15 protein-coding genes are annotated in these 19,000 nt (G+C 63.6%); 5 read left to right on the top strand and 10 right to left on the bottom strand.

The window, feature by feature from the left end:
* Positions 1-4: 4 nt before the first annotated feature.
* Positions 5-1,360, bottom strand: coding sequence for an oxalate/formate MFS antiporter (gene oxlT / locus FAZ97_RS24065; protein ID WP_158760885.1), 1,356 nt, complete (start codon positions 1,358-1,360; stop codon positions 5-7).
* A gap of 371 nt (positions 1,361-1,731) precedes the next feature.
* Here oxlT (FAZ97_RS24065) and FAZ97_RS24060 point away from each other — a divergent pair, with 371 nt between their 5' ends.
* Entirely contained in the window at positions 1,732-2,676 is a 945-nt protein-coding gene (locus FAZ97_RS24060; RefSeq protein WP_158760884.1) for a LysR family transcriptional regulator, read from the top strand.
* Positions 2,677-2,792: 116 nt separating this feature from the next.
* On the opposite strand, the gene FAZ97_RS24055 is transcribed toward FAZ97_RS24060, so the two are convergent.
* The 5 genes from FAZ97_RS24055 to FAZ97_RS24035 form a co-directional block, all read right to left on the bottom strand.
* Positions 2,793-3,767, bottom strand: a complete 975-nt coding sequence (locus FAZ97_RS24055) for a hypothetical protein (protein WP_158760883.1) — start codon at positions 3,765-3,767, stop codon at positions 2,793-2,795.
* Positions 3,768-3,818: 51 nt separating this feature from the next.
* The gene (locus tag FAZ97_RS24050) at positions 3,819-4,631 is read right to left on the bottom strand and encodes a fumarylacetoacetate hydrolase family protein (RefSeq protein ID WP_158760882.1); all 813 of its coding nucleotides are present in this window, start codon (positions 4,629-4,631) and stop codon (positions 3,819-3,821) included.
* Positions 4,632-4,647: 16 nt separating this feature from the next.
* Positions 4,648-5,895 (bottom strand): formyl-CoA transferase, encoded by a 1,248-nt coding sequence (frc, locus tag FAZ97_RS24045; protein WP_158760881.1) that lies wholly within the window; start codon positions 5,893-5,895, stop codon positions 4,648-4,650.
* Positions 5,896-6,358: 463 nt separating this feature from the next.
* Positions 6,359-7,087: a GntR family transcriptional regulator gene (locus FAZ97_RS24040; protein WP_158760880.1), complete on the bottom strand. Its 729-nt coding sequence runs from the start codon at positions 7,085-7,087 to the stop codon at positions 6,359-6,361.
* Positions 7,068-7,304: a hypothetical protein gene (locus FAZ97_RS24035; RefSeq protein ID WP_158760879.1), complete on the bottom strand. Its 237-nt coding sequence runs from the start codon at positions 7,302-7,304 to the stop codon at positions 7,068-7,070. The genes FAZ97_RS24040 and FAZ97_RS24035 overlap by 20 nt, the downstream gene beginning before the upstream one ends.
* A 556-nt stretch (positions 7,305-7,860) precedes the next feature.
* On the opposite strand from FAZ97_RS24035, the gene FAZ97_RS24030 reads away from it, so the two are divergent.
* Complete coding sequence (locus FAZ97_RS24030) at positions 7,861-8,274, top strand: DUF2917 domain-containing protein (RefSeq protein WP_158760878.1); 414 nt, start codon at positions 7,861-7,863, stop codon at positions 8,272-8,274.
* Positions 8,275-8,404: 130 nt separating this feature from the next.
* On the opposite strand, the gene FAZ97_RS24025 is transcribed toward FAZ97_RS24030, so the two are convergent.
* Positions 8,405-9,568 (bottom strand): porin, encoded by a 1,164-nt coding sequence (locus tag FAZ97_RS24025; RefSeq protein ID WP_158760877.1) that lies wholly within the window; start codon positions 9,566-9,568, stop codon positions 8,405-8,407.
* Between the two features lie 626 nt (positions 9,569-10,194).
* On the opposite strand from FAZ97_RS24025, the gene mprF reads away from it, so the two are divergent.
* Positions 10,195-12,804: a bifunctional lysylphosphatidylglycerol flippase/synthetase MprF gene (mprF, locus tag FAZ97_RS24020; protein ID WP_158760876.1), complete on the top strand. Its 2,610-nt coding sequence runs from the start codon at positions 10,195-10,197 to the stop codon at positions 12,802-12,804.
* 92 nt (positions 12,805-12,896) lie between these two features.
* Positions 12,897-14,198 (top strand): virulence factor family protein, encoded by a 1,302-nt coding sequence (locus FAZ97_RS24015; protein WP_158761063.1) that lies wholly within the window; start codon positions 12,897-12,899, stop codon positions 14,196-14,198.
* A gap of 13 nt (positions 14,199-14,211) precedes the next feature.
* On the opposite strand, the gene FAZ97_RS24010 is transcribed toward FAZ97_RS24015, so the two are convergent.
* On the bottom strand, positions 14,212-14,475 hold the full coding sequence (locus FAZ97_RS24010) for a cupin domain-containing protein (protein ID WP_158760875.1): 264 nt from the start codon (positions 14,473-14,475) through the stop codon (positions 14,212-14,214).
* A gap of 480 nt (positions 14,476-14,955) precedes the next feature.
* Between FAZ97_RS24010 and oxlT (FAZ97_RS24005) the strand changes: the two genes are divergently transcribed.
* On the top strand, positions 14,956-16,290 hold the full coding sequence (gene oxlT / locus FAZ97_RS24005) for an oxalate/formate MFS antiporter (protein ID WP_158760874.1): 1,335 nt from the start codon (positions 14,956-14,958) through the stop codon (positions 16,288-16,290).
* A 90-nt stretch (positions 16,291-16,380) separates the two neighbouring features.
* Here the strand turns inward: oxlT (FAZ97_RS24005) and ahpF are convergent, their stop codons facing one another.
* Positions 16,381-17,982, bottom strand: a complete 1,602-nt coding sequence (ahpF, locus tag FAZ97_RS24000) for an alkyl hydroperoxide reductase subunit F (RefSeq protein WP_158760873.1) — start codon at positions 17,980-17,982, stop codon at positions 16,381-16,383.
* A gap of 189 nt (positions 17,983-18,171) precedes the next feature.
* Entirely contained in the window at positions 18,172-18,735 is a 564-nt protein-coding gene (gene ahpC / locus FAZ97_RS23995) for an alkyl hydroperoxide reductase subunit C (RefSeq protein ID WP_158760872.1), read from the bottom strand.
* Positions 18,736-19,000: the final 265 nt, after the last annotated feature.

Genomic DNA, 19,000 nt, shown 5'->3' with positions numbered 1-19,000 from the left:
CGCCTCATTCGCCGCTTTGATTGGACCAGTGCGGCAGCCCTGCGCCCGTATTCGTGGCCAGCGTGACGTTGGGCTCGTTGCTCGCCTCATTGCTCGCTTCGCTGCTCTGCTCGATCAGGCGCTTGCGCATCGGCGCGAGGAAGAACTTGGCGCTCACGCCCGCCGCGATCGTGATGACCGCCGCCGCGATAAACACGGCGCTCCAGCCGCCCGTGGCAGACAGGACCGAGGCCACCGGCACGAGCAGCGCTGCGGTGCCCTTCGCGGTGTACAGCGTACCGGCGTTGGACGCGGCGTACTTGCTGCCGAACGTGTCTGCGCAGATAGCCGGGAAGATCGAGAAAATCTCACCCCAGAACAGGAAGATCAGCGCAGCGAAGACCATGAACGCATACGGGTTCGTGCCGAACTGCATCATGCCGAGCAGCGCGAGGCCTTCGCCCACGAAGATCAGGAACATCGCGTTCTCACGGCCGATCTTGTCGGAGATGAAGCCGCACAGCGGGCGCGTAAAGCCATTGCAGATGTTGTCGATCGACAGCGTGAGCGTGAGGAGCGGCAGCGTCATGCCGAACACCGTCATCGGAATGCGGGCGAGGCCCCAGTCCTTGGCGATCGGTCCGATCTGCGCCGTTGCCATCAGGCCACCAGCGGCCACCGCGACGAAGCAGACGTAGATCACCCAGAACACCGGCTGCTTGACCATCTGGCCCGGCGTGTAGTCGACGCGCGAGACGAGGCTGCGGCCAGCCACCGCGAAGGCGCGCGGCACGGGCTTTACGAGCAGGAACGAGAGCACAAGGATCGACACGCCCTGCAGCACGCCGAAGAAGAAGAACGTGTGCTCGTAGCCTGAGCGCGTGATCATGTTGGCAATCGGAATCACCGTCACGGCGGCACCGGCGCCGAAGCCCGCGGCCGTGAGGCCCGCGGCGAGGCCGCGGCGGTCCGGGAACCACTTCAGTGCGTTGCCCACACAGGTGCCATATACGCCGCCTGCGCCGATGCCCGCGATCACGGCCGAAACGTAGAGCATCGGCAGCGTCGTGACGTAGGAGTTGATGACCCAGGCGAGGCCTGCGCAAACCGCGCCGCCCGCCACGACCGGACGCGGGCCGAACTTGTCGACGAGCCAGCCTTCCACCGGCACGAGCCAGGTCTCGGTCAGGATGAAAATCGAGAACGCCAGTTGAATCTCCGCCTGGCCCCAGTGGTGGCGCGAGTTCATCGGCGCGACGAACAGCGTCCATGCGTATTGCAGGTTGGCAACGAGCGCCATGCATAGCATGCCCACCACCAGTTGAAACCAGCGGTTCGTCCAGAACGGACCGCTCTCGCTCCTCTGACCGATTGCATTCATATCGCGTGTCTCCGCTATCTATTCATTGCAGCCACACAATTGCGGGTCTGCATAAACTCAGGCTTATGGTTTTATCTTTTTCACTTCGATACGCCGCGTTTTTATTGACATGATGAATCAGAAATTCGAATCAATATTCGTCAATCCTCATTCACCCTGGCATTACGGCAGCCCCCTGAAAACATCGTGAAACAAGGGCTTTTCTACGTGTTGTCCCTTATGAAATCGTATTTCCGAGCGTTAACCCGAACATGAAATCGAGCACGCCGGCCGGCATTCGGATGCCTTTCAACCTATGCTAGGGTGATTGCTGAATTACTCACAATTAAAGTTTGTTATTATGTGGATTCAGTATCCTTTATGGTTCGGCCATGACGATGCGAAACGCCACGCTGCGCCAGCTCAAGGTCTTCGAGACCGTGGCGCGCCACCTCAGTTTTTCGCGTGCTGCGGAGGAACTGCATCTCACCCAGCCGGCCGTTTCCACGCAGGTTCGGCAGCTCGAAGATCACGCGGGCCTGCCGCTCTTCGAACAGCTTGGCAAGAAGATCTATCTCACGCCCGCGGGCACGGAGATGCTTCACTACAGCCGCGCGATCATGCAGCAGTTCCACGAAGTCGACGAGGCGATGAGCCAGCTAAAGGGCGTCTCGGGCGGCAAGCTGAACGTGGCCGTCATTAGCGCGGGCGATTACTTCTTTCCGCGCCTGCTGGCCGAATTCACGCGCCGCTACAAGGGCGTCTCGCTCAATCTCTCCGTGCACAACCGCGAGCAACTGCTCCAGCAGCTCGCCACCAACCAGACCGATCTCGCCGTGATGGTGCGCCCACCGCACGCGACCGACGCCATTAACGAGCCGTTTGCGCCGCACCCGTACGTGATCGTCGCGGCGCCCACACATCCGCTTGCGCACAAGCGCGCCATCAAGCTCAGCACGCTCGCCAACGAGGCGTTCATCGTGCGCGAGCGCGGCTCGGACACCTGGAATTCGATGGAAGAAGGGTTCGCCGGGAAGATCACGAACCTCAAGATCGCCATGGAGATTCAAAGCACCGAGACGATCAAGCAAGCCGTGATCGCGGGCATGGGCATCGCCTTTCTCTCAGCGCACACCATCAGCCTCGAATTGCAGGTCGGCCACCTCACCGTGCTCGACGTCGAAGGCTTCCCGGTCATGCTCAACTGGTACGTCGTGCACCGGAAAAACAAGCGCCTGCCGCCCGTCGCGCTCGCGTTCAAACGCTTCCTCATGGAGGAAGGCGCAGCGCTCATCGAGAACATTACGAAAGTGTCAGAATCGAGTTTGCATAAGTAAGGTTCTATGATGGGAGCGAAAACTATCAGGCGTGACTAATCATCGCGTCGCGTTGCGCGTTCTTTGGATTGCCCCTGATCCCACAGATGGTCTCGTGATGCCTTCGGCAGGCAGCCTCAGTGCGGCCCTTGCCGCTGGCGTAGCGCGCCGCCCCGGCTGCGCCGCCGTCGTGGCAAGTCCTGCGACGCGTGATGACCCGCGCGTCCTCCGCCGCCATGGGGCGTGTCGTCCGCGGTCAGCCATGAAGGTTCGAAGGCGCCGCCACCGCAGGCCGCGACCAGCAGTTCGTCCGGCACACCCGCAAAGCTTGCGTTGAATGTCGCGCTGAACGGTTCGCGTGACGGTGACGCCTCGACCGCGCCCGTACGCGCGAGCCGCGGTCGCCGAGCGCCGCTCATGAGCCGCGCGCCTAGTGCCGCACACAGCACGCTCGCCGCGACCAGTATGGAGATCTCGAATTCGGGGCACGCACACGCGCTCAGGAAACCATAACCGAGCGCCATGGCAAGCAGCAGCGCCATGACATGCATGACGCGGTCGCCGCGGCCGAACGGCACGCGCCTGCGAGTCGCGCCGCTCGCTCGCGCGCCACGGCTGAACACACTCAACGCGCCGCCGATCAGCAACGCGCCGGTCGCCACCGCGGCGAACAGCGCCATACGTTCGGTCGAACCACGCTCAGGCTGCAACACGTAGCCAGCGCATGCGCCGATCAAGACACTCGCGCCCGATACTGCACCCAGCAGCGCCGTCGTTCGCGCCCGCCGCGTGAGGTCGCGCCGGCCCGCGAGGCACAAACCGCCCAGCACCCCTGCTTCGACAGCGACAGTCGCATCGGGCAAACGCGTCCAGCCCGCGGACATCACGCCAGGCGGCACAGTCAGTAGCAATGCGAACAAAATGGCAAAGGCGAGCCGATGCTTGTGCGGTGCACCAGCATGCTTTGCGCAGCGCGGCACGGCGCGAGGCCGCGACGAAGGCCACGCACGCAGCGGTGCGAGCGCCGCCAATTGTGCAAATGCACAGCCGAGCCATGCGAACAGCACGCCGGCACCCAGCCACGCCAGGTCGCCAGCCAGTTGCTCCGGCATCTCTCCTCCTCGCGCGGCATTCCTGCCGCGCGCGTCTTTGGTTTTACGCCATCAGGCCGCGCCCTCTACGGCGGCAAGCGACTCACCTTGTGCGCACACGGCGCCCAGCGTATTGCTCAACGTACCGATCCCCTCGATGCTCACTTCGACCGTTGCGCCATCAACGATCGAACCTACGCCGAGCGAGGTGCCGCACGCAATCACGTCGCCCGGTTCGAGCGTCAGATCCTGCGAAATGAGGCTCACCTGCTGCGCCGGCGAAAACACCATGTCGTCGAGCGGATAATTCTGCCGCTCCACACCATCGAGTTTTGTGACGACACGTGCACGCTTCCAGTCGAATCCGGAAACGATCGCCGGGCCCAGACAACAGAACGTATCGAAACCTTTGGCTCGGCACCATTGCGGGAAGTGCGGATTCTCGGCGATAAGGCCAGCGGCCGTGACGTCGTTGACGATCGTGTAGCCGAAGATCGCCGACTCGGCCTCCTCGACGCTCGCTTCGCGACAGCGCTTGCCGATCACGATGCCGAGCTCGCCTTCGAACACGATTTTTCCCGCATAGTGGGCAGGACGCCGAATCAATTCAGAAGAGCCGATCACCGAAGCCGCCGGCTTGATGAGGAAGAGCGGGTGCGAAGGCACCGGCTTTTCCAGCTTCGCGGCGAGCGCGTGAAAATTGTTCCAGAGCGCGACCACCTTGCCGGGCGCACAAGGCGCAAGCGGCGTGAGCGCGCGCAGCGACAGCACCGCGCCAGTGGGCACCGGTTGATCGAGCCCTTCGTATTCGTGCAGGTAACCGTTCTCGACGCGACCGAACACAATGCTGCCGTCGCTCGCCATCAAACGCATCCATGTTTCCATGTTTCGCTCCCGGGTTTCAAACGGCGCCAGAAGCGCGCAGCGAGTGAATCTCGTCCTTCGTATAGCCGAATTCGGCGAGGACCTCGTCGGTATGTTCGCCAAGCATCGGCGAACGCGTCACTTCGGTCGGGCTGTCCGAGAGCTTGATCGGGTTGCCCACCGTGAGGTACTTGCCACGCACCGGATGATCCACCTCGACGATCGTGCCGCTCGCGCGCAGCGATTCGTCGTTCGCGATCTCCTTCATGGAAAGAATCGGGCCGCACGGAATGTCGTAACGGTTGAGCACGGCCATCGCGTCGAACTTCGTGCGGTGCATGGTCCAGTGCTCGATCTCGTCGAAGATCGCCTTCAGGCGCGGCAGGCGCGCGTTCGCCGTCGCGTAGTCCGGGTCGTCGATCCACTCCTCGCGCCCGATCAGCTTGCAGATGCGGTCCCACACCGGCGCCTGCGCGATGAAGTAGATATAGGCGTTCGGATCGGTCTCCCAACCCTTGCACTTGAGAATCCAGCCCGGCTGCCCGCCGCCCGACGCGTTGCCGGCGCGCGGCACCGCCTCGCCGAAACCGTCGTTGGGGTACTGCGGGTACTCCTTCATGACGCCGGTGCGTTCGAGCCGCTGCTGGTCGCGCAGCTTCACGCGGCACAGGTTAAGCACGCCGTCCTGCATGGCCGCGAGCACCTTCTGGCCGCGTCCCGTGTGGGTGCGCTGATAGAGCGCCGTGACGATGCCGAGCGCGAGATGCAGGCCGGTGCCACTGTCGCCGATCTGGGCGCCGGAAACGACCGGCGGGCCATCGTCGAAGCCGGTCGTCGACGCCGCGCCGCCCACGCACTGCGCAACGTTCTCGTAGACCTTGCAGTCCTGATAGGGCCCAGGGCCAAAGCCCTTCACCGAGGCGACGATCATGCGCGGGTTCAGCGTCTGGATATGTTCCCAGCTGAAACCCATGCGCTCGAGCGCGCCCGGCGCGAAGTTCTCGACCAGCACGTCGCAGTCGCGAATCAGCCGCTCCAGCACGCGCTTGCCTTGCGGGTTCTTCGTGTCGAGCGTGAGCGAACGCTTGTTGCCGTTGAGCATCGTGAAGTAGAGGCTGTCCGCGTCCGGCAGGTCGCGCAGCTGCTCTCGCGTGACGTCGCCAGCACCTGCGCGCTCTACCTTGATCACGTCCGCGCCGAACCAGGCGAGCAGCTGCGTGCAGGTGGGTCCCGACTGCACGTGCGTGAAATCGAGGATGCGCACGCCGTTCAATGCCTTGCCCATGTCATGTCTCCTTATCTAATCGTGGCCGGGCGAGTTTTCGAAAATCGGTGGGGTTGCGTGGGCAGAGGCATTTCGCGCCATCGCGCGACATCTGCGCCCTTGAGCAATACGGTATGTGATATATCAGAACGAGGCAAGAGGGGAATTGCTCATCGGGAATGCCACTAGAATTACGCCGAAGCCTTATCCAGCATGGTTTTGAGGCAAGTTCGACTGTGTTGACGCGGTGCACACGAGGGAAAACCCCGAGTCTCTAACGCCCGTGATATGCCAGATTCCGTGTGAAAGATGGCGGCAAGGGCTCCGTGATTTGATCAGGGATGCCAGGGGTTGATGCGCATAAAGTCGGGCGGCGGAGGTCTTCCAGCCATCGCGACGCGCCGGGACGCGCTGGGACGTAAACGCAAAACGGGAGACCCGAAGGTCTCCCGTTTTGCTTCAACCGCAGCGCGAGTCGCCCGTTTCAGTCAAGGAAATCGCAGTTCTTCTCGACGTAGACCGCGAGATCGAGCGAATGCTGGCGCACGAGCTTTTCCGCCAGCTCGGTGTCGCGCTTCTCGAGCGCTTCGATAATCCGCAAGTGGTCGACGATCGAGCGCGAGGCCCGGTCGCTCTGCGAAATCGTCATGCGGCGAATGGCGCGCACGTGCACAAAGATGTTCTTGATGGTGTCGAGGATGATCTGCGATTTGGAGAGCTCGACAATCGCCTGGTGGAACGCGATGTTGGCGTCCGAGTACTCGGCGATATGCTCGGCCGGCGTGCTGTCGCGGAAGTTGTCGAACATGTGGCGCAGCCGCGCGATTTCCTCGTCGGTAGCGTGAACGGTGGCAAGGCGCGCGGCCATGCTTTCGAGCGCCGCCCACATCTGGATCATCTCCACGATCTCGCGCTTGCTCTTGCGCACGATATAGATACCGCGGCGGGGCACCATGCGCAGGAAGCCTTCCTGCTCGAGCAACGTCATGGCCTCACGCACTGGCGTGCGGCTCACGCCGAGCGATTCGCTCAGCACGCGCTCGTCGAGCCGGATTTCTTCGCGCGTCTGGTAGATGTCGGCGTCGGCAATGGCCTGACGCAGCATGGCGTAAGCCTGATCGCGCAGGCTTAGTGTTGCGTTGATGGGCTGCAGCGCCAGCTTGAGCGGCGCCGCTTCCCGGCTTGCTACAACTTCAGTTTGTTCTGACGACATTGATTACCTCTTTTCCGACCTGCGGACGGATTCGCGGACCGAATTGTGCACGACGCACCGCCTTCGCGCGCGGCGCTTCGCCCAAACCAGCGTACCGGCCATGCTGTGCGGCCTGCTCAATAGCAGACTGCGGCAGCCACCTGGCGATCATGACCGTAGCAGCCGCACCCAGACCCACGACAGCTGCACCGAAAAGTGCGAGAGAAACGAAATCCATTTGAAGCTCCGCATGATTGAGTAATCGAATGACTCAATCATATGCTGCGTTGCGACAGAAATCAATATTCTGTATGTGATATATCAGATGGAGTCGTTTCTACACAACACTTCGATGCTTCCGGGGCTTACCAAAGGTGCGCTCCCACATTGTGGGCACAGTCTGCCAGATATCCCTGAAAAACAACCAATGCTAGTGAGAAACCGGTATCGCCCGCAAGAGGATATGGCATCGGAGGGCACGATCGCGTCAGGCAAACGTGTGAACGAGACTCGCGCACAACACAAACTCGGGCTGTCAGGCTATTTAAGCATTTCAGGTTGACAGCGCGGCGAGCCTCCCCGCACACTCGACCCATGCACACTTCCGTCACCCTCCTCGTCGTCGCAAACACGATGAATCATCCGTGGAAAACCCGAACGGGTCGTCCATGGGGATGGGTGCGTACTAGCAGTCTGTCGTCACGCAAATCACAAGCCCCGCCGGCACCGACGGGGCTTTTTGTTTTTCTGGGTGGCAGCGCTCCGTTCGTCGGCTCCAAAACATGGAGAAAACGATGGATGACGCATTTCAGGCAGCTTCACAACCCGCTTTACAGCCCGCTCCGCTGACCGTTGCAGACGCAACCGACCGCTTCGACGACCTGTTGCCCTCGCAGTCGATCCACTTCGCCGTGCCGCCCTTGCGCACGCTCACCTGGCGCGTGAATGCGTCAGCCACGCTGCGGATTCAATCAGCCCAGGTGTGGGTCACGCGCGCCCGTTCGCCCTACGACCACTGGCTGCAGCCGGGCGAGACGCTGCGTCTCGAACGCGGCGAGCGCATCTGGCTTAGCACCGAGGCCGCGTTGCCGGCGCGCGTGAGCATCACGAGCGCATGGCAGCCGCCGTTTGCGGGCATGCGGCGCTGCAGGGAACGCCTTGCCGCCTGGCTTGCGCTGCTCACGCTACGGCGCTCGCGCGAGGCATGAAGCCTGAAACGCGAAGCCCGCGCGCCCGACGCGCTCTGAGCCGAAGCCGGAGCCGAAACCGGGCGCACAAGCCAAAACGCCGGATGCGCCGCCCAGCGGGCGCATCCGGCGTCGTAAGACGAACGCTGAATCAGAACTTGTGCCGCAGCCCGAGATTCACGATGGTTTGGTTCGACGTGCCCGCGTAGCCATACGAACCGATCGAAGCCTCGGCCGGCATCGAGCCGCCCGAGCCGTTGCCCGTATCGCCGCTCGCATGCTGCCACGCAGCCGTCATGTAGAGGTCGGTGCGCTTCGAGAGGCTGTAGTCCGCGCCGAGCGAGACCTGGTTGTAGCTCGCCGTCGTATCGCCATTGGCGTGCGTATAGCTGTAGCCCACGCCCAGGAGCAGCGCCGGAGACAGCTGATAGTTCAGGAAGCCCTGGCCGGTGTTGTACTTCTGGGTGTTGAGGAATACGGAGCTGCCGTCCGGCGAGTAGCGCGCATTGCTGTAGCCGAGGCCGAAGGTGAACTGGCCGAGCTGGTACTGCGCCGCCGCGCGCGCGATGGTGAGCGAGTGCGCCGTGGCGTAGCCGGAGTTGATCGGGCCGTCGAAGGTGCCGTCCGAGGTGCTCGTCCAGCCGTCGGTGCGAATGCCGTTCACGGCCTGGCTGTTCGTCGCGTAGAAGTAGCCGCCGGCGAGCGCGAGCGGGCCGTTGGTGTAGTTGACCGCCGCCGAATACGACTGCTCGGCGCCCGTCGAGCCCGCCACCCCGCCAAAGGAGTACATCGCCGCAACCTGCAAGCCGCTCCACACGGGCGTCGTGTACTTGATGGCATTGTTCACGCGGAAGCTGTTGTCGTAGTTGTCGACGTCGCCCGCCGTTGCGAACACGGAGCCGAAATAGTTGTCCGCGGTGATGCCCTGCACGAGGTCGATGAGCGGGTCATACTGCCGCCCCAGTGTGAGCGAGCCGTACTGCTCGGCCGTCAAGCCCACGTACGCCTGCCGTCCGAATAGCCTGCCGCCTTGCGCGAGCGAGCCCGTCGACGGGTTGAAGCCGCTTTCCAACTGGAAAATCGCCTTGAGGCCGCCGCCGAGGTCTTCGGCGCCCTTCAAACCCCATCGCGAGCCGGAGAGATTGCCGTTACTGCTATTGCCGAGCGTCCAGAGGTTGTTGCCACCGTCGGCGTGGTTGACGTAGGTGATCGAGGTGTCGATCGTTCCGTACAGCGTCACGCTGGTCTGTGCCTGAGCCGTGCCGGCAACCCCGAGCGCGGCAAGCGAAAGGGAAGTCAAGGCTAGTCTATTCACGTCATTCTCCCGGCGCAGTAAAACAACTCTTGACCAAAGCAGACTAACTCGCCCTTCGAGCATTGTAAAAGGATTAAACAAGCTGTCTCGAATTAGTGACAGCGATTTCAGGAAGCGCCTGGATAACTGCCGAAACTTTATCTTCCGTTGCGAAACAATGCTCGGGGTATCCGCCTACAACGCCCGCCATGCAAGGCTTACAGCGAACCGACCAAGTCGGCGAGCTTTTCAATATGTGGTAAGCACGCACGCATTACTCATAACTTAACGATTACCTTGCCGATTTACGTATCTGTTAATTAGGCTTTGCAAACATTAATCGAAACGAGATAATTCCCCAATTAAATCCATGAGTTAGGACACGCCATCGCGCCCAATCGATCCGCACCCAATAACGGTTTCTTGTGCTGGGGCGTCAACCGGCGGGCAGTCCTATGCGTTTGCTGAGCTTAACTAGTCCTTTCCGAACGATTACGATTCGACTCGAATTTCCGGTTCGCGGCGCGCGATGCGCAAGAGCCGGCCTGGAAGAACGTAACCGCAAAACGCGAATAAACGCGATGTCACCGCCGGGGAAGCTGTAACAGTCGATACGGCGACACCGCAGAGAGCCACCAGACCGATCCATGTCTCAATCGCATTCTTCGCGCGCGGCGCGCGCCCTCGAGGCGCTGCGCCGCCGTGCCGGAGCCCTGCGCCTGCAGCGCTTTGTCGCGCCGGTGCTCGCGCTCGGCATCTGCGCGCTGCTGCTGGTCGTGTTCCAGCACCTCTCGCGCACGGTCGACTACCACTCGGTGATCCGCCAGCTCTGGACGCTCACGCCCGCGCAATGGGCCGGCGCGCTTGCCGCCACGGCCGTGAGCTTCGTCGCGCTGGTCGGCCGCGACGCCGTGGGCCTGCGCTACCTCGGCGCGCGTGTCTCGCGCGGCGCACTGTGGGCCGGCGCGATTGCCGGCTCGGCGCTCGGCAACGTCACCGGCTTCGGCGCGCTCACGGGCGGCGCCGTGCGCTGCCGCGTGTACGGCGGCGCGGGCGTCACGCCTGCGCAGATCGGCCGCATGACGGTATTCACGAGCGTCACGCTCGCCCTCGCGCTCGTGCTCATGACCGCGCTCGGCATGGTCGGCGCCGCCAGCACGCTCTCGGGCCTGCTGCATCTCTCTCCGGACGAACTGCGCCTGATCGGCGGCGTGGTGCTCGGCTGCGGCGCGGTGCTCGTGATCCTCTGCCCAGCGCGCGCGCGCGAGATCGAGCCGTTCGGCCGCGCCTGGCTGCGTTTCGCGGTGCCGGCGCGGCGCGACCTCGTCGCGCAGTTGCTGCTGGCCGCGCTCGATGTGGTCGGCGCCGGACTCGCGCTCTGGTCGGTCATGCCGCACGCGCTCCTTGGCTTCACCGACTTCCTCACCGTCTATTGCGCCGCCATGCTGCTCGGCCTGATCGGCCACACGCCCGGCGGCATCGGCGTGTTCGAAGCCGCGATGGTCTACGCGCTCGGCCCGAGCGTGCCGACCTCCAAGGTGCTGGCCGCGCTGCTCGCCTATCGCGCGATCTATTTCGGCGCGCCGCTCGCGCTCGCGGCGGGCGTGCTCACGGTATTCGAAGGCAGCGCACTCAAAACCCCGCTCAGCGCCCGCTTTGCGAAGCGCGGCGCCGACGGCGTCTCGCAGCTCGCGCCGCTCTTCCTCGCCATCGTCACGTTCGTGACCGGCAGCATGCTCGTGATCTCGGGCGCCACGCCCGCGTTTTCCAAGCGCATTGCGCTGCTGCAAACCATCGTGCCGCTGTGGGTGCTCGAAAGCTCGCAATTGATGGGCAGCCTCTTCGGCGTGCTGCTCCTCTTCGTCGCGCGCGGCCTGTTGCGGCGTCTGGACGCCGCGTGGTGGCTCGCGCTCGTGATCGCCGTGGCCAACCTCGCGCTCTCGCTCGCCAAGGGCCTCGCCTTCGTCGAAGCGGGCGTGCTGTGCGTGCTGATCGTGCTGCTGCTCGGCACGCGCAAGCGCTTCAACCGCCATTCGTCGATGTTCTCCGAGCGCTTCACGCCGGCCTGGCTCGCCTCGGTCGGCTGCGTGATCGCGCTCGCCGTGTGGGTGCTGCTGTTCGCGTTCCGCGACGTGCAGTACTCGCAGAGCCTCTGGTGGCAGTTCGCCTTCCACAGCCGCGCCCCGCGCGCACTGCGGGCCACGCTCGGCGCCGGCGTGTTCGCCGCCGCGCTCGCGCTGTGGCAACTGCTGCGCCCCGCCGCGGGCCGCTTCGTGATGCCGCCGAGCGAAGACCTCGAAGAGGCCGCGCGGATCGTGCGCGCGCAGGAGCGCAGCGACGCGGGCCTCGCGCTGATGGGCGACAAGAGCTTCCTCTTCTCCGCCTCGCGCAAGGCATTCCTGATGTACGCGAAGCGCGGCCGCACGTGGGCGGCGCTGCACGACCCGGTCGGCCCGCGCGAAGAGTGGCCGGCGCTGATCCGCGAATTCGTCACGCTGGCGCACGCGCACAACGGCCGCGCGGCGTTCTACCAGGTGCGCGCCGATGCCCTGCCGCTCTATCTCGACGCCGGCCTCACGCTGATGAAGCTCGGCGAGGAAGCGCGCGTGATGCTGCAGGAATTCGACCTGAAGGGTCCGCAGCGCGCACATTTGCGCTACGCGCTCAAACGCGGCGAACGCGACGGCTTTTCGATCGAACACATCGAGCCCACGCAGATGGGCGCGAGCCTGCCGGTGTTGCGCGCGATCTCCGATGCCTGGCTGCAGGACCGCGAAGCACGCGAAAAGAGCTTCTCCGTGGCCGCGTTCGACGACGACTATCTCGCCGCGCAGTCCGTGTTGCTGATCCGCCAGAACGGCGAGCCGCTCGCGTTCGTCACCTTCATGACGACCGATCTGAACACCGACGCCACGGTGGGCGTGATGCGCCATTTGCCCGGCGCCTCGCCCTACGCGATGGAGTATCTGTTCACGCAGCTCGCACTGCATCTGAAGGGCGCCGGCTACCAGTCGCTCTCGCTCGGCATGGCGCCGCTCTCGGGCATGAGTCCCACGCCGCTCGCTTCGTCGTGGCACCGGCTCGCGGGCTTCATCTGGCGCTTCGGCGGCCGCTTCTATAACTTCCGGGGGCTGCGCGGCTTCAAGAACAAGTTCGCGCCGCACTGGGAACCGCGCTATCTGGCCGCTTCGGGCTCGATCAGCGTGTTCATCACCCTCGCCGATCTATCGCTGCTGGCAGGAGGCTGGCGCTCATGACATTCCGTATTTCCAGGCTGCCGCGCATTGCAGGCACGGCAGCGGGCGCCGCTGTGCTCGCGTTTTTCACGGCTCACGCGAATGCGGCTTCAATGCCCGCTTCGACTTCCGCTTCCGCGCCTGCACCGGCGCCCGCTTCCGCCGCGACGATGCACGTTTCCGGCGGCCGTTACGGCGAAGTCGCGGTGACGAAACCGGGTGGCGCGATCCGCGGCTTCACCGTGCTGTTTTCCGCGGACAAGCACTGGAGCGCCGCCGACCAGACCCGCGCCGACGCGCTCGCGCAGCATGGCGCGCTCGTCGTGGGCGTGGATACGGAGCGCTACGCGCAGAACCTCGCGGCCGTAAAGAACGAAACCTGCCACAAGCTCTACGGCGACGCCGAAGCGCTGAGCCATCAGCTCGAACGCCAGCAGGGCGCGAGCGAATACTACGCGCCGATCGCCATCGGCAGCGGCCAAGGCGCGCTCATCGCGCAGCGCATGCTCTCGCAGGCGCCCGCGAACACGATGGCGGGCGCCGTGTCGCTCGATCCCGCGGCGCAGCTCGACGCGCGCTTCTCGCCCTGCCCGGCCGACCCCAAGCTTTCGCGCGGCACTGGCCTGCCCGGCTTCTTCGAGCAGGGCGTGACGACAAAAGATGCGCGCGCAACGAATGCCGGTGCGCCGCGCGCCTTCGCCCCCAGCATGAACGACGCCGACAAGATTGTTGCGCTCACATCGAATCATCTGCGCATCTCGACAGAAAGCGAAGAGGACGTGTCGGATCTGCCGCTCGTCGAACTGCCCGCGGCGCACCCCACCGACATGCTCGCGGTCGTGATCTCCGGTGACGGCGGCTGGCGCGATCTCGACAAGACGATTGCAGAAGCGCTGCAAAAACAGGGCATTTCGGTGATCGGCTGGGACGCGCTGCGCTACTTCTGGAGCGAAAAGACGCCGGCACAAACGAGCCACGATCTCGCACGCGTGCTGAAGACTTACGGTTCGCGCTGGCATGCGCAGCACATCGCGCTCGTGGGCTACTCGTTTGGCGCGGACGTCATGCCGTTCGCCTACAACCGCCTGCCCGACGCGTTGCGCGCGAAGGTGTCGTACATGTCGCTGCTCGGCTTCGCGCCGGACGCCGATTTCCAGATCCGCGTAACGGGCTGGCTCGGCATGCCCGCCAGCGAAAAGGCACTGCAGGTGCGCCCGGAACTCGCGAAGGTGCCGCCTTCGATCGTGCAATGCGTGTATGGCGCGGGCGAGAAAGACACGCTGTGCCCGGCGCTTGCAAACACCGGCATCGACGTCGTCAAGACGAGCGGCGACCACCACTTCGACGGCGACTACAACGCGCTCGCCGGGAAGATCATCGCCGGGTGGAAGAAGGAGATCGCAGCGCGGGGCTAAGCGAGCCTCGCGCTCACTTCCTCCCCACGAGATACTGCACGCCCTGCGGCCCATAGCGCTCGGCGTGCGGCAGGTTGGCGGCGAGATGGAACACGTCGCCAGCCTGGTAGTGCCGCTCTTCGTCGCCGACGCGGATGTGCAAGTCGCCTTCGATGACCAGCGCCTTCGCTTCGAATGGATGCGAATGGACCTCCATGACGCCGGCTTCGCGCGTCACGACAACGGGTTCGGGAAAGCCTTCGTCGGCCAGGCTGCGGATGAATGTTTCGCGCTGCATGTTTCGTCTCCTCGCTCGACGGTGTCGATCCCGCCAGCAGCAAGTTTGGCACGCACGCTCACGTGCTGCACGACCTTGCCTCCCTCCGGACCGCCAACTCCCGTACAAACGCGGCGGCCAACCTTTCACCCAAACTCCATGAAAGGTTTTCGAAACAAATCTCCTTACATTACTAACAGCTTTCACCTATAACGACATCACATGCCGCGATTTCCGCTATCTCGCGCGTGCCTCAGCCCGCCTGGCCTAGCCGGCGGGCTTTTTTTCTGACGCGGGCAGCATCGGTCGAAAGCTTTCAAAAACCATACTCATCAATGCTCAGGGCTAGTGGAAGCCCTGAGATGTCTTCCGCTTGACTTCGTTGATATATTACATATTGTGTAAACGACTGTCAGCTAAACGACAGGATTGGCCAAGCGCGATCCGGGCAGAAAACGCCCATCGCAGAAGGCCGTTCATTCGAAGAAACCGGAGACACACATGGAGCATCGGCAAGGAGGGGCGTCGCGATTCGCGTCGCCGTGGACGCAACTCGTGTTAGGCGTGATCTGCATGGCGATGATCGCCAACATGCAGTACGGCTGGACGTTGTTCGTCAATCCGATCAACGAGAAGTACCACTGGGGGCGCGCCGCGATCCAGGTCGCGTTCACGATCTTCGTCGTCACCGAAACCTGGCTCGTACCCGTGGAAGGCTGGCTCGTCGACAAGTACGGGCCGCGTCCCGTGGTCGTGGGCGGCGGGCTGTTGTGCGCCGTTGCCTGGGTGCTCAACTCGGTGGCCGCGTCGCTGCCGGTGCTCTATATCGCGGCGGCAATCGGCGGGCTCGGTGCGGGCGCCGTCTACGGCACCTGCGTCGGCAACGCGCTCAAGTGGTTTCCGACCCGGCGCGGGCTTGCGGCCGGCATTACCGCGGCGGGCTTCGGTGCGGGGTCGGCGGCGACCGTCGTGCCTATCGCCAACATGATCAAGAGCAGCGGATATGAGTCCACGTTCCTCTGGTTCGGTCTGGGGCAAGGGATCGTCGTGCTCGTGCTGGGTTTCGCGCTGAGCGCGCCCGCCTCGCACGGCGTCGCCGCAGCGAAACGCGCCATTGGACAAGCGGCGAAGCACGTCGCTCAGAGTGCGAGCGCCGTCTACAACGCAAGTCCGCGCGAGGTGATTGCGTCGCCCATCTTCTGGGTGATGTACGCCATGTTCGTGATGATGGCCGCCGGCGGCCTGATGGCGACCGCGCAGCTCGGCCCGATCGCGAAGGACTTCGGCCTGCACGACTCGCCCGTTTCGCTGCTCGGCCTCACGCTGCCCGCGCTCACGTTCGCGCTCACCATCGACCGCGTGCTCAATGGTCTCACGCGGCCCTTCTTCGGCTGGGTATCGGACCGCATTGGCCGCGAGAACACGATGTTCGTCGCGTTCGGCATCGAGGCGGTCGGCATCGTGCTGCTCTCGCAATACGGTCACACGCCGATGGCGTTCGTCGTGCTCACCGGCATCGTGTTCTTCGCGTGGGGCGAGATCTACAGCCTCTTTCCCGCCACCTGCGGTGACACCTTCGGACCGAAGTTCGCCGCGACCAACGCGGGCCTGCTGTACACCGCGAAGGGCACCGCCGCATTGCTTGTGCCGTTCACGAGCGTGATCACCGCGGCAACCGGCAGCTGGCATGCGGTGTTCATGCTTGCTTCGGGCATGGCGGCGGTCTCCGCTCTGCTCGCGGTATTCGTGCTCAAGCCGTTGCGCAACGCGCATCGCCAAAAGCATGCCGAACCGGCGGCCAACTTCGCGTATGGCAGCCCGCTCGTGCAAGACTGAACCCTCTCTCATTTCGCGAAGGCATAAAAAAAACGCCGGCGTAAGCCGGCGTAAAGAGAGACTGCTTTAAATCTTTGCTTAGGCGACGACTTAGGCAACTACGGGCGCTGCCTTCGCGTCTTCTTCCTGCTCGACCGACGAGCGGATCAGGTAGTCGAACGCGCCGAGCGATGCCTTGGCGCCTTCGCCCACGGCGATCACGATCTGCTTGAACGGCACGGTCGTCACGTCGCCCGCGGCGAACACGCCCGGCACCGACGTTTGGCCCTTCGCGTCCACTTCGATCTCGCCGTGCTTCGACAGCGCCACCGTGCCCTTCAGGAATTCGGTGTTCGGCACGAGGCCGATCTGCACGAACACGCCTTCGAGTTCGAGATGATGCTTCTCGCCCGACGTGCGTTCGAGATACGCGAGACCCGTGACCTTCTGGCCGTCGCCGGAAATCTCCGTGGTTTGCGCGTTCACGTGCACCGTGACGTTCGGCAGGCTGCGCAGCTTGCGTTGCAGCACTTCGTCCGCACGCAGTTGCGCGCCGAATTCGAGCAGCGTGACATGGCTGACGATACCGGCCAGATCGATCGCCGCTTCCACACCCGAGTTGCCGCCGCCAATCACCGCCACGCGCTTGCCCTTGAAGAGCGGGCCGTCGCAGTGCGGGCAGTAAGCCACGCCCTTGTTCTTGTACTGCTGCTCGCCCGGCACGTCCACGTTGCGCCAGCGCGCACCGGTTGCGAGCACCACGCTCTTCGCGCGCAGCGTCGCGCCGCTTTGCGTGCGCACTTCGAAGCCGTTGCCCGTGGGCACGAGCGCTTCTGCGCGCTGCAGATTCATGATGTCGACGTCATAGGCGCGCACGTGCTGCTCAAGCGCCGTAGCGAACTTGGGCCCTTCCGTTTCCGTGACCGAGACGAAGTTCTCGATCGACATCGTGTCGAGCACCTGGCCGCCGAAGCGCTCGGCGAGCACGCCGGTGCGAATGCCCTTGCGCGCCGCGTAGATCGCAGCCGCCGCGCCAGCAGGACCGCCGCCGACGATCAGCATGTCGAACACATCCTTCTGGTTCAGCTTCTCGGCCGCACGCGACGAGGCGCCGGTGTCGAGCTTCGCGAGAATCTCTTCCACACCCATGCGGCCCTGGCCGAACACTTCGCCGTTCAGGTAGATGGTCGGCACGGCCATGATCTGGCGCTTCTCGACTTCATCCTGATACAGCGCGCCGTCGATGGTGACGATCTGCACGTTTGGGTTGAGCGTAGCCATCGCGTTGATCGACTGCACGACTTCCGGGCAGTTCTGGCACGACAGCGACATATAGACTTCGAACGAGAACACGCCGTCGAGCGCCTTCACCTGCTCGATCGTGTCGTTCTCGAGCTTGACCGGGTGGCCGCCCACCTGGAGCAGTGCCAGCACGAGCGACGTGAATTCGTGGCCCATCGGAATGCCCGCGAACGTGACTTTCACGTCGGAGTTCGCGCGCTTGATGTCGAACGAAGGGGTACGCGCGTCGCCAGCAGCGGCGCCACGGCGTTCTTCGTAGGAGATGCGCTCCGAGAGCGATGCGATGTCCTGCAGCAGTTGCTGCAGTTCTTGCGCCTTCTCGCCGTCGTCCAGGTACGCAACGATCTCGATCGACTGCGTGACTTTTTCGAGGTAGCTTTTGAGTTGATCTTTGATGTTGGCGTCGAGCATGGCGTTTTTTCCGGCTAGAGAAGAAGCGGGGGAATTCTAAGTATTGCCTGGCAATTTCGCCGTTCCGCTTATGGCGTGACGAGGCGAACAGAGCTCCCGGGCCGCAGCCGCGTGGGGCGCAGCCCGGGGATACAGCTAGTGAGACTTGGGCGTCATGCGATCAGGGCGATCGCATGTGAACAGCGACGCTTAGATCTTGCCGACGAGGTCGAGCGACGGCTTGAGCGTTTCAGCGCCCGGCGTCCACTTGGCGGGGCAAACTTCACCCGGGTGCGATGCCACGTACTGAGCGGCTTGCACCTTGCGCAGCAGTTCCTTGGCGTCACGGCCGATGCCGTTGTCGTGGATTTCGCACAGCTTGATCTCGCCTTCCGGGTTGATCACGAACGTGCCACGCAGTGCCAGGCCTTCTTCTTCGATCATGACGTCGAAGTTGCGCGTGATTGCGCCCGTCGGGTCGCCGACCAGCGGGTACTTGATCTTGGCGATCGTGTCCGACGTGTCGTGCCATGCCTTGTGCGTGAAGTGCGTGTCGGTCGACACACCGTAGATTTCAACGCCCAGCTTCTGGAATTCTGCGTACTGGTCAGCCAGGTCGCCGAGTTCGGTCGGGCACACGAAAGTGAAGTCGGCGGGGTAGAACACGACAACCGACCACTTGCCCTTGAGGTTTTCTTCAGAGACCGGAACGAACTTACCGTTGTGGTATGCGGTTGCCTGGAACGGCTTGACTTGCGTGTTGATGAGAGACATGCGTTGTTTCCTCGGTCTGGGTTGGGAAAAGGTATGAACGAAGGTTACGGGAACCGCGTCCGTTTGAAAAATTGGTTGCTTTGATCGCGGGTATTAACCCTGCCTATCGGACCCCATAGCGGCCGTCAAAGGCCGACAGCATGGGGTTCCGCGCCCGCATCGCGCGGCCCGAGCAACCCTCGGGGCGGTGAGCATACAACGAAACTGCGACAATGCGCCTCACATGCCCGCCCTTTCGTGGTGCGTCCCGAGACTTCACCCGTTA

The sequence above is a fragment of the Paraburkholderia acidiphila genome (assembly GCF_009789655.1).
Classification (GTDB): domain Bacteria; phylum Pseudomonadota; class Gammaproteobacteria; order Burkholderiales; family Burkholderiaceae; genus Paraburkholderia; species Paraburkholderia acidiphila.
The sequence above is the reverse complement of the archived record's forward strand: the minus strand, read 5'-3'. Positions and strand labels throughout refer to the sequence as shown.

What these genes read in the sequence shown, in the direction of transcription:
- oxlT (WP_158760885.1), bottom strand. Translation starts at nt 1,360, where the DNA reads ATGAATGCAATCGGTCAGAGGAGCGAGAGCGGTCCGTTCTGGACGAAC.
- FAZ97_RS24060 (WP_158760884.1), top strand. Translation starts at nt 1,732, where the DNA reads ATGACGATGCGAAACGCCACGCTGCGCCAGCTCAAGGTCTTCGAGACC.
- FAZ97_RS24055 (WP_158760883.1), bottom strand. Translation starts at nt 3,767, where the DNA reads ATGCCGGAGCAACTGGCTGGCGACCTGGCGTGGCTGGGTGCCGGCGTG.
- FAZ97_RS24050 (WP_158760882.1), bottom strand. Translation starts at nt 4,631, where the DNA reads ATGGAAACATGGATGCGTTTGATGGCGAGCGACGGCAGCATTGTGTTC.
- frc (WP_158760881.1), bottom strand. Translation starts at nt 5,895, where the DNA reads ATGGGCAAGGCATTGAACGGCGTGCGCATCCTCGATTTCACGCACGTG.
- FAZ97_RS24040 (WP_158760880.1), bottom strand. Translation starts at nt 7,087, where the DNA reads ATGTCGTCAGAACAAACTGAAGTTGTAGCAAGCCGGGAAGCGGCGCCG.
- FAZ97_RS24035 (WP_158760879.1), bottom strand. Translation starts at nt 7,304, where the DNA reads ATGGATTTCGTTTCTCTCGCACTTTTCGGTGCAGCTGTCGTGGGTCTG.
- FAZ97_RS24030 (WP_158760878.1), top strand. Translation starts at nt 7,861, where the DNA reads ATGGATGACGCATTTCAGGCAGCTTCACAACCCGCTTTACAGCCCGCT.
- mprF (WP_158760876.1), top strand. Translation starts at nt 10,195, where the DNA reads ATGTCTCAATCGCATTCTTCGCGCGCGGCGCGCGCCCTCGAGGCGCTG.
- FAZ97_RS24015 (WP_158761063.1), top strand. Translation starts at nt 12,897, where the DNA reads ATGCCCGCTTCGACTTCCGCTTCCGCGCCTGCACCGGCGCCCGCTTCC.
- FAZ97_RS24010 (WP_158760875.1), bottom strand. Translation starts at nt 14,475, where the DNA reads ATGCAGCGCGAAACATTCATCCGCAGCCTGGCCGACGAAGGCTTTCCC.
- oxlT (WP_158760874.1), top strand. Translation starts at nt 14,956, where the DNA reads ATGGAGCATCGGCAAGGAGGGGCGTCGCGATTCGCGTCGCCGTGGACG.
- ahpF (WP_158760873.1), bottom strand. Translation starts at nt 17,982, where the DNA reads ATGCTCGACGCCAACATCAAAGATCAACTCAAAAGCTACCTCGAAAAA.
- ahpC (WP_158760872.1), bottom strand. Translation starts at nt 18,735, where the DNA reads ATGTCTCTCATCAACACGCAAGTCAAGCCGTTCCAGGCAACCGCATAC.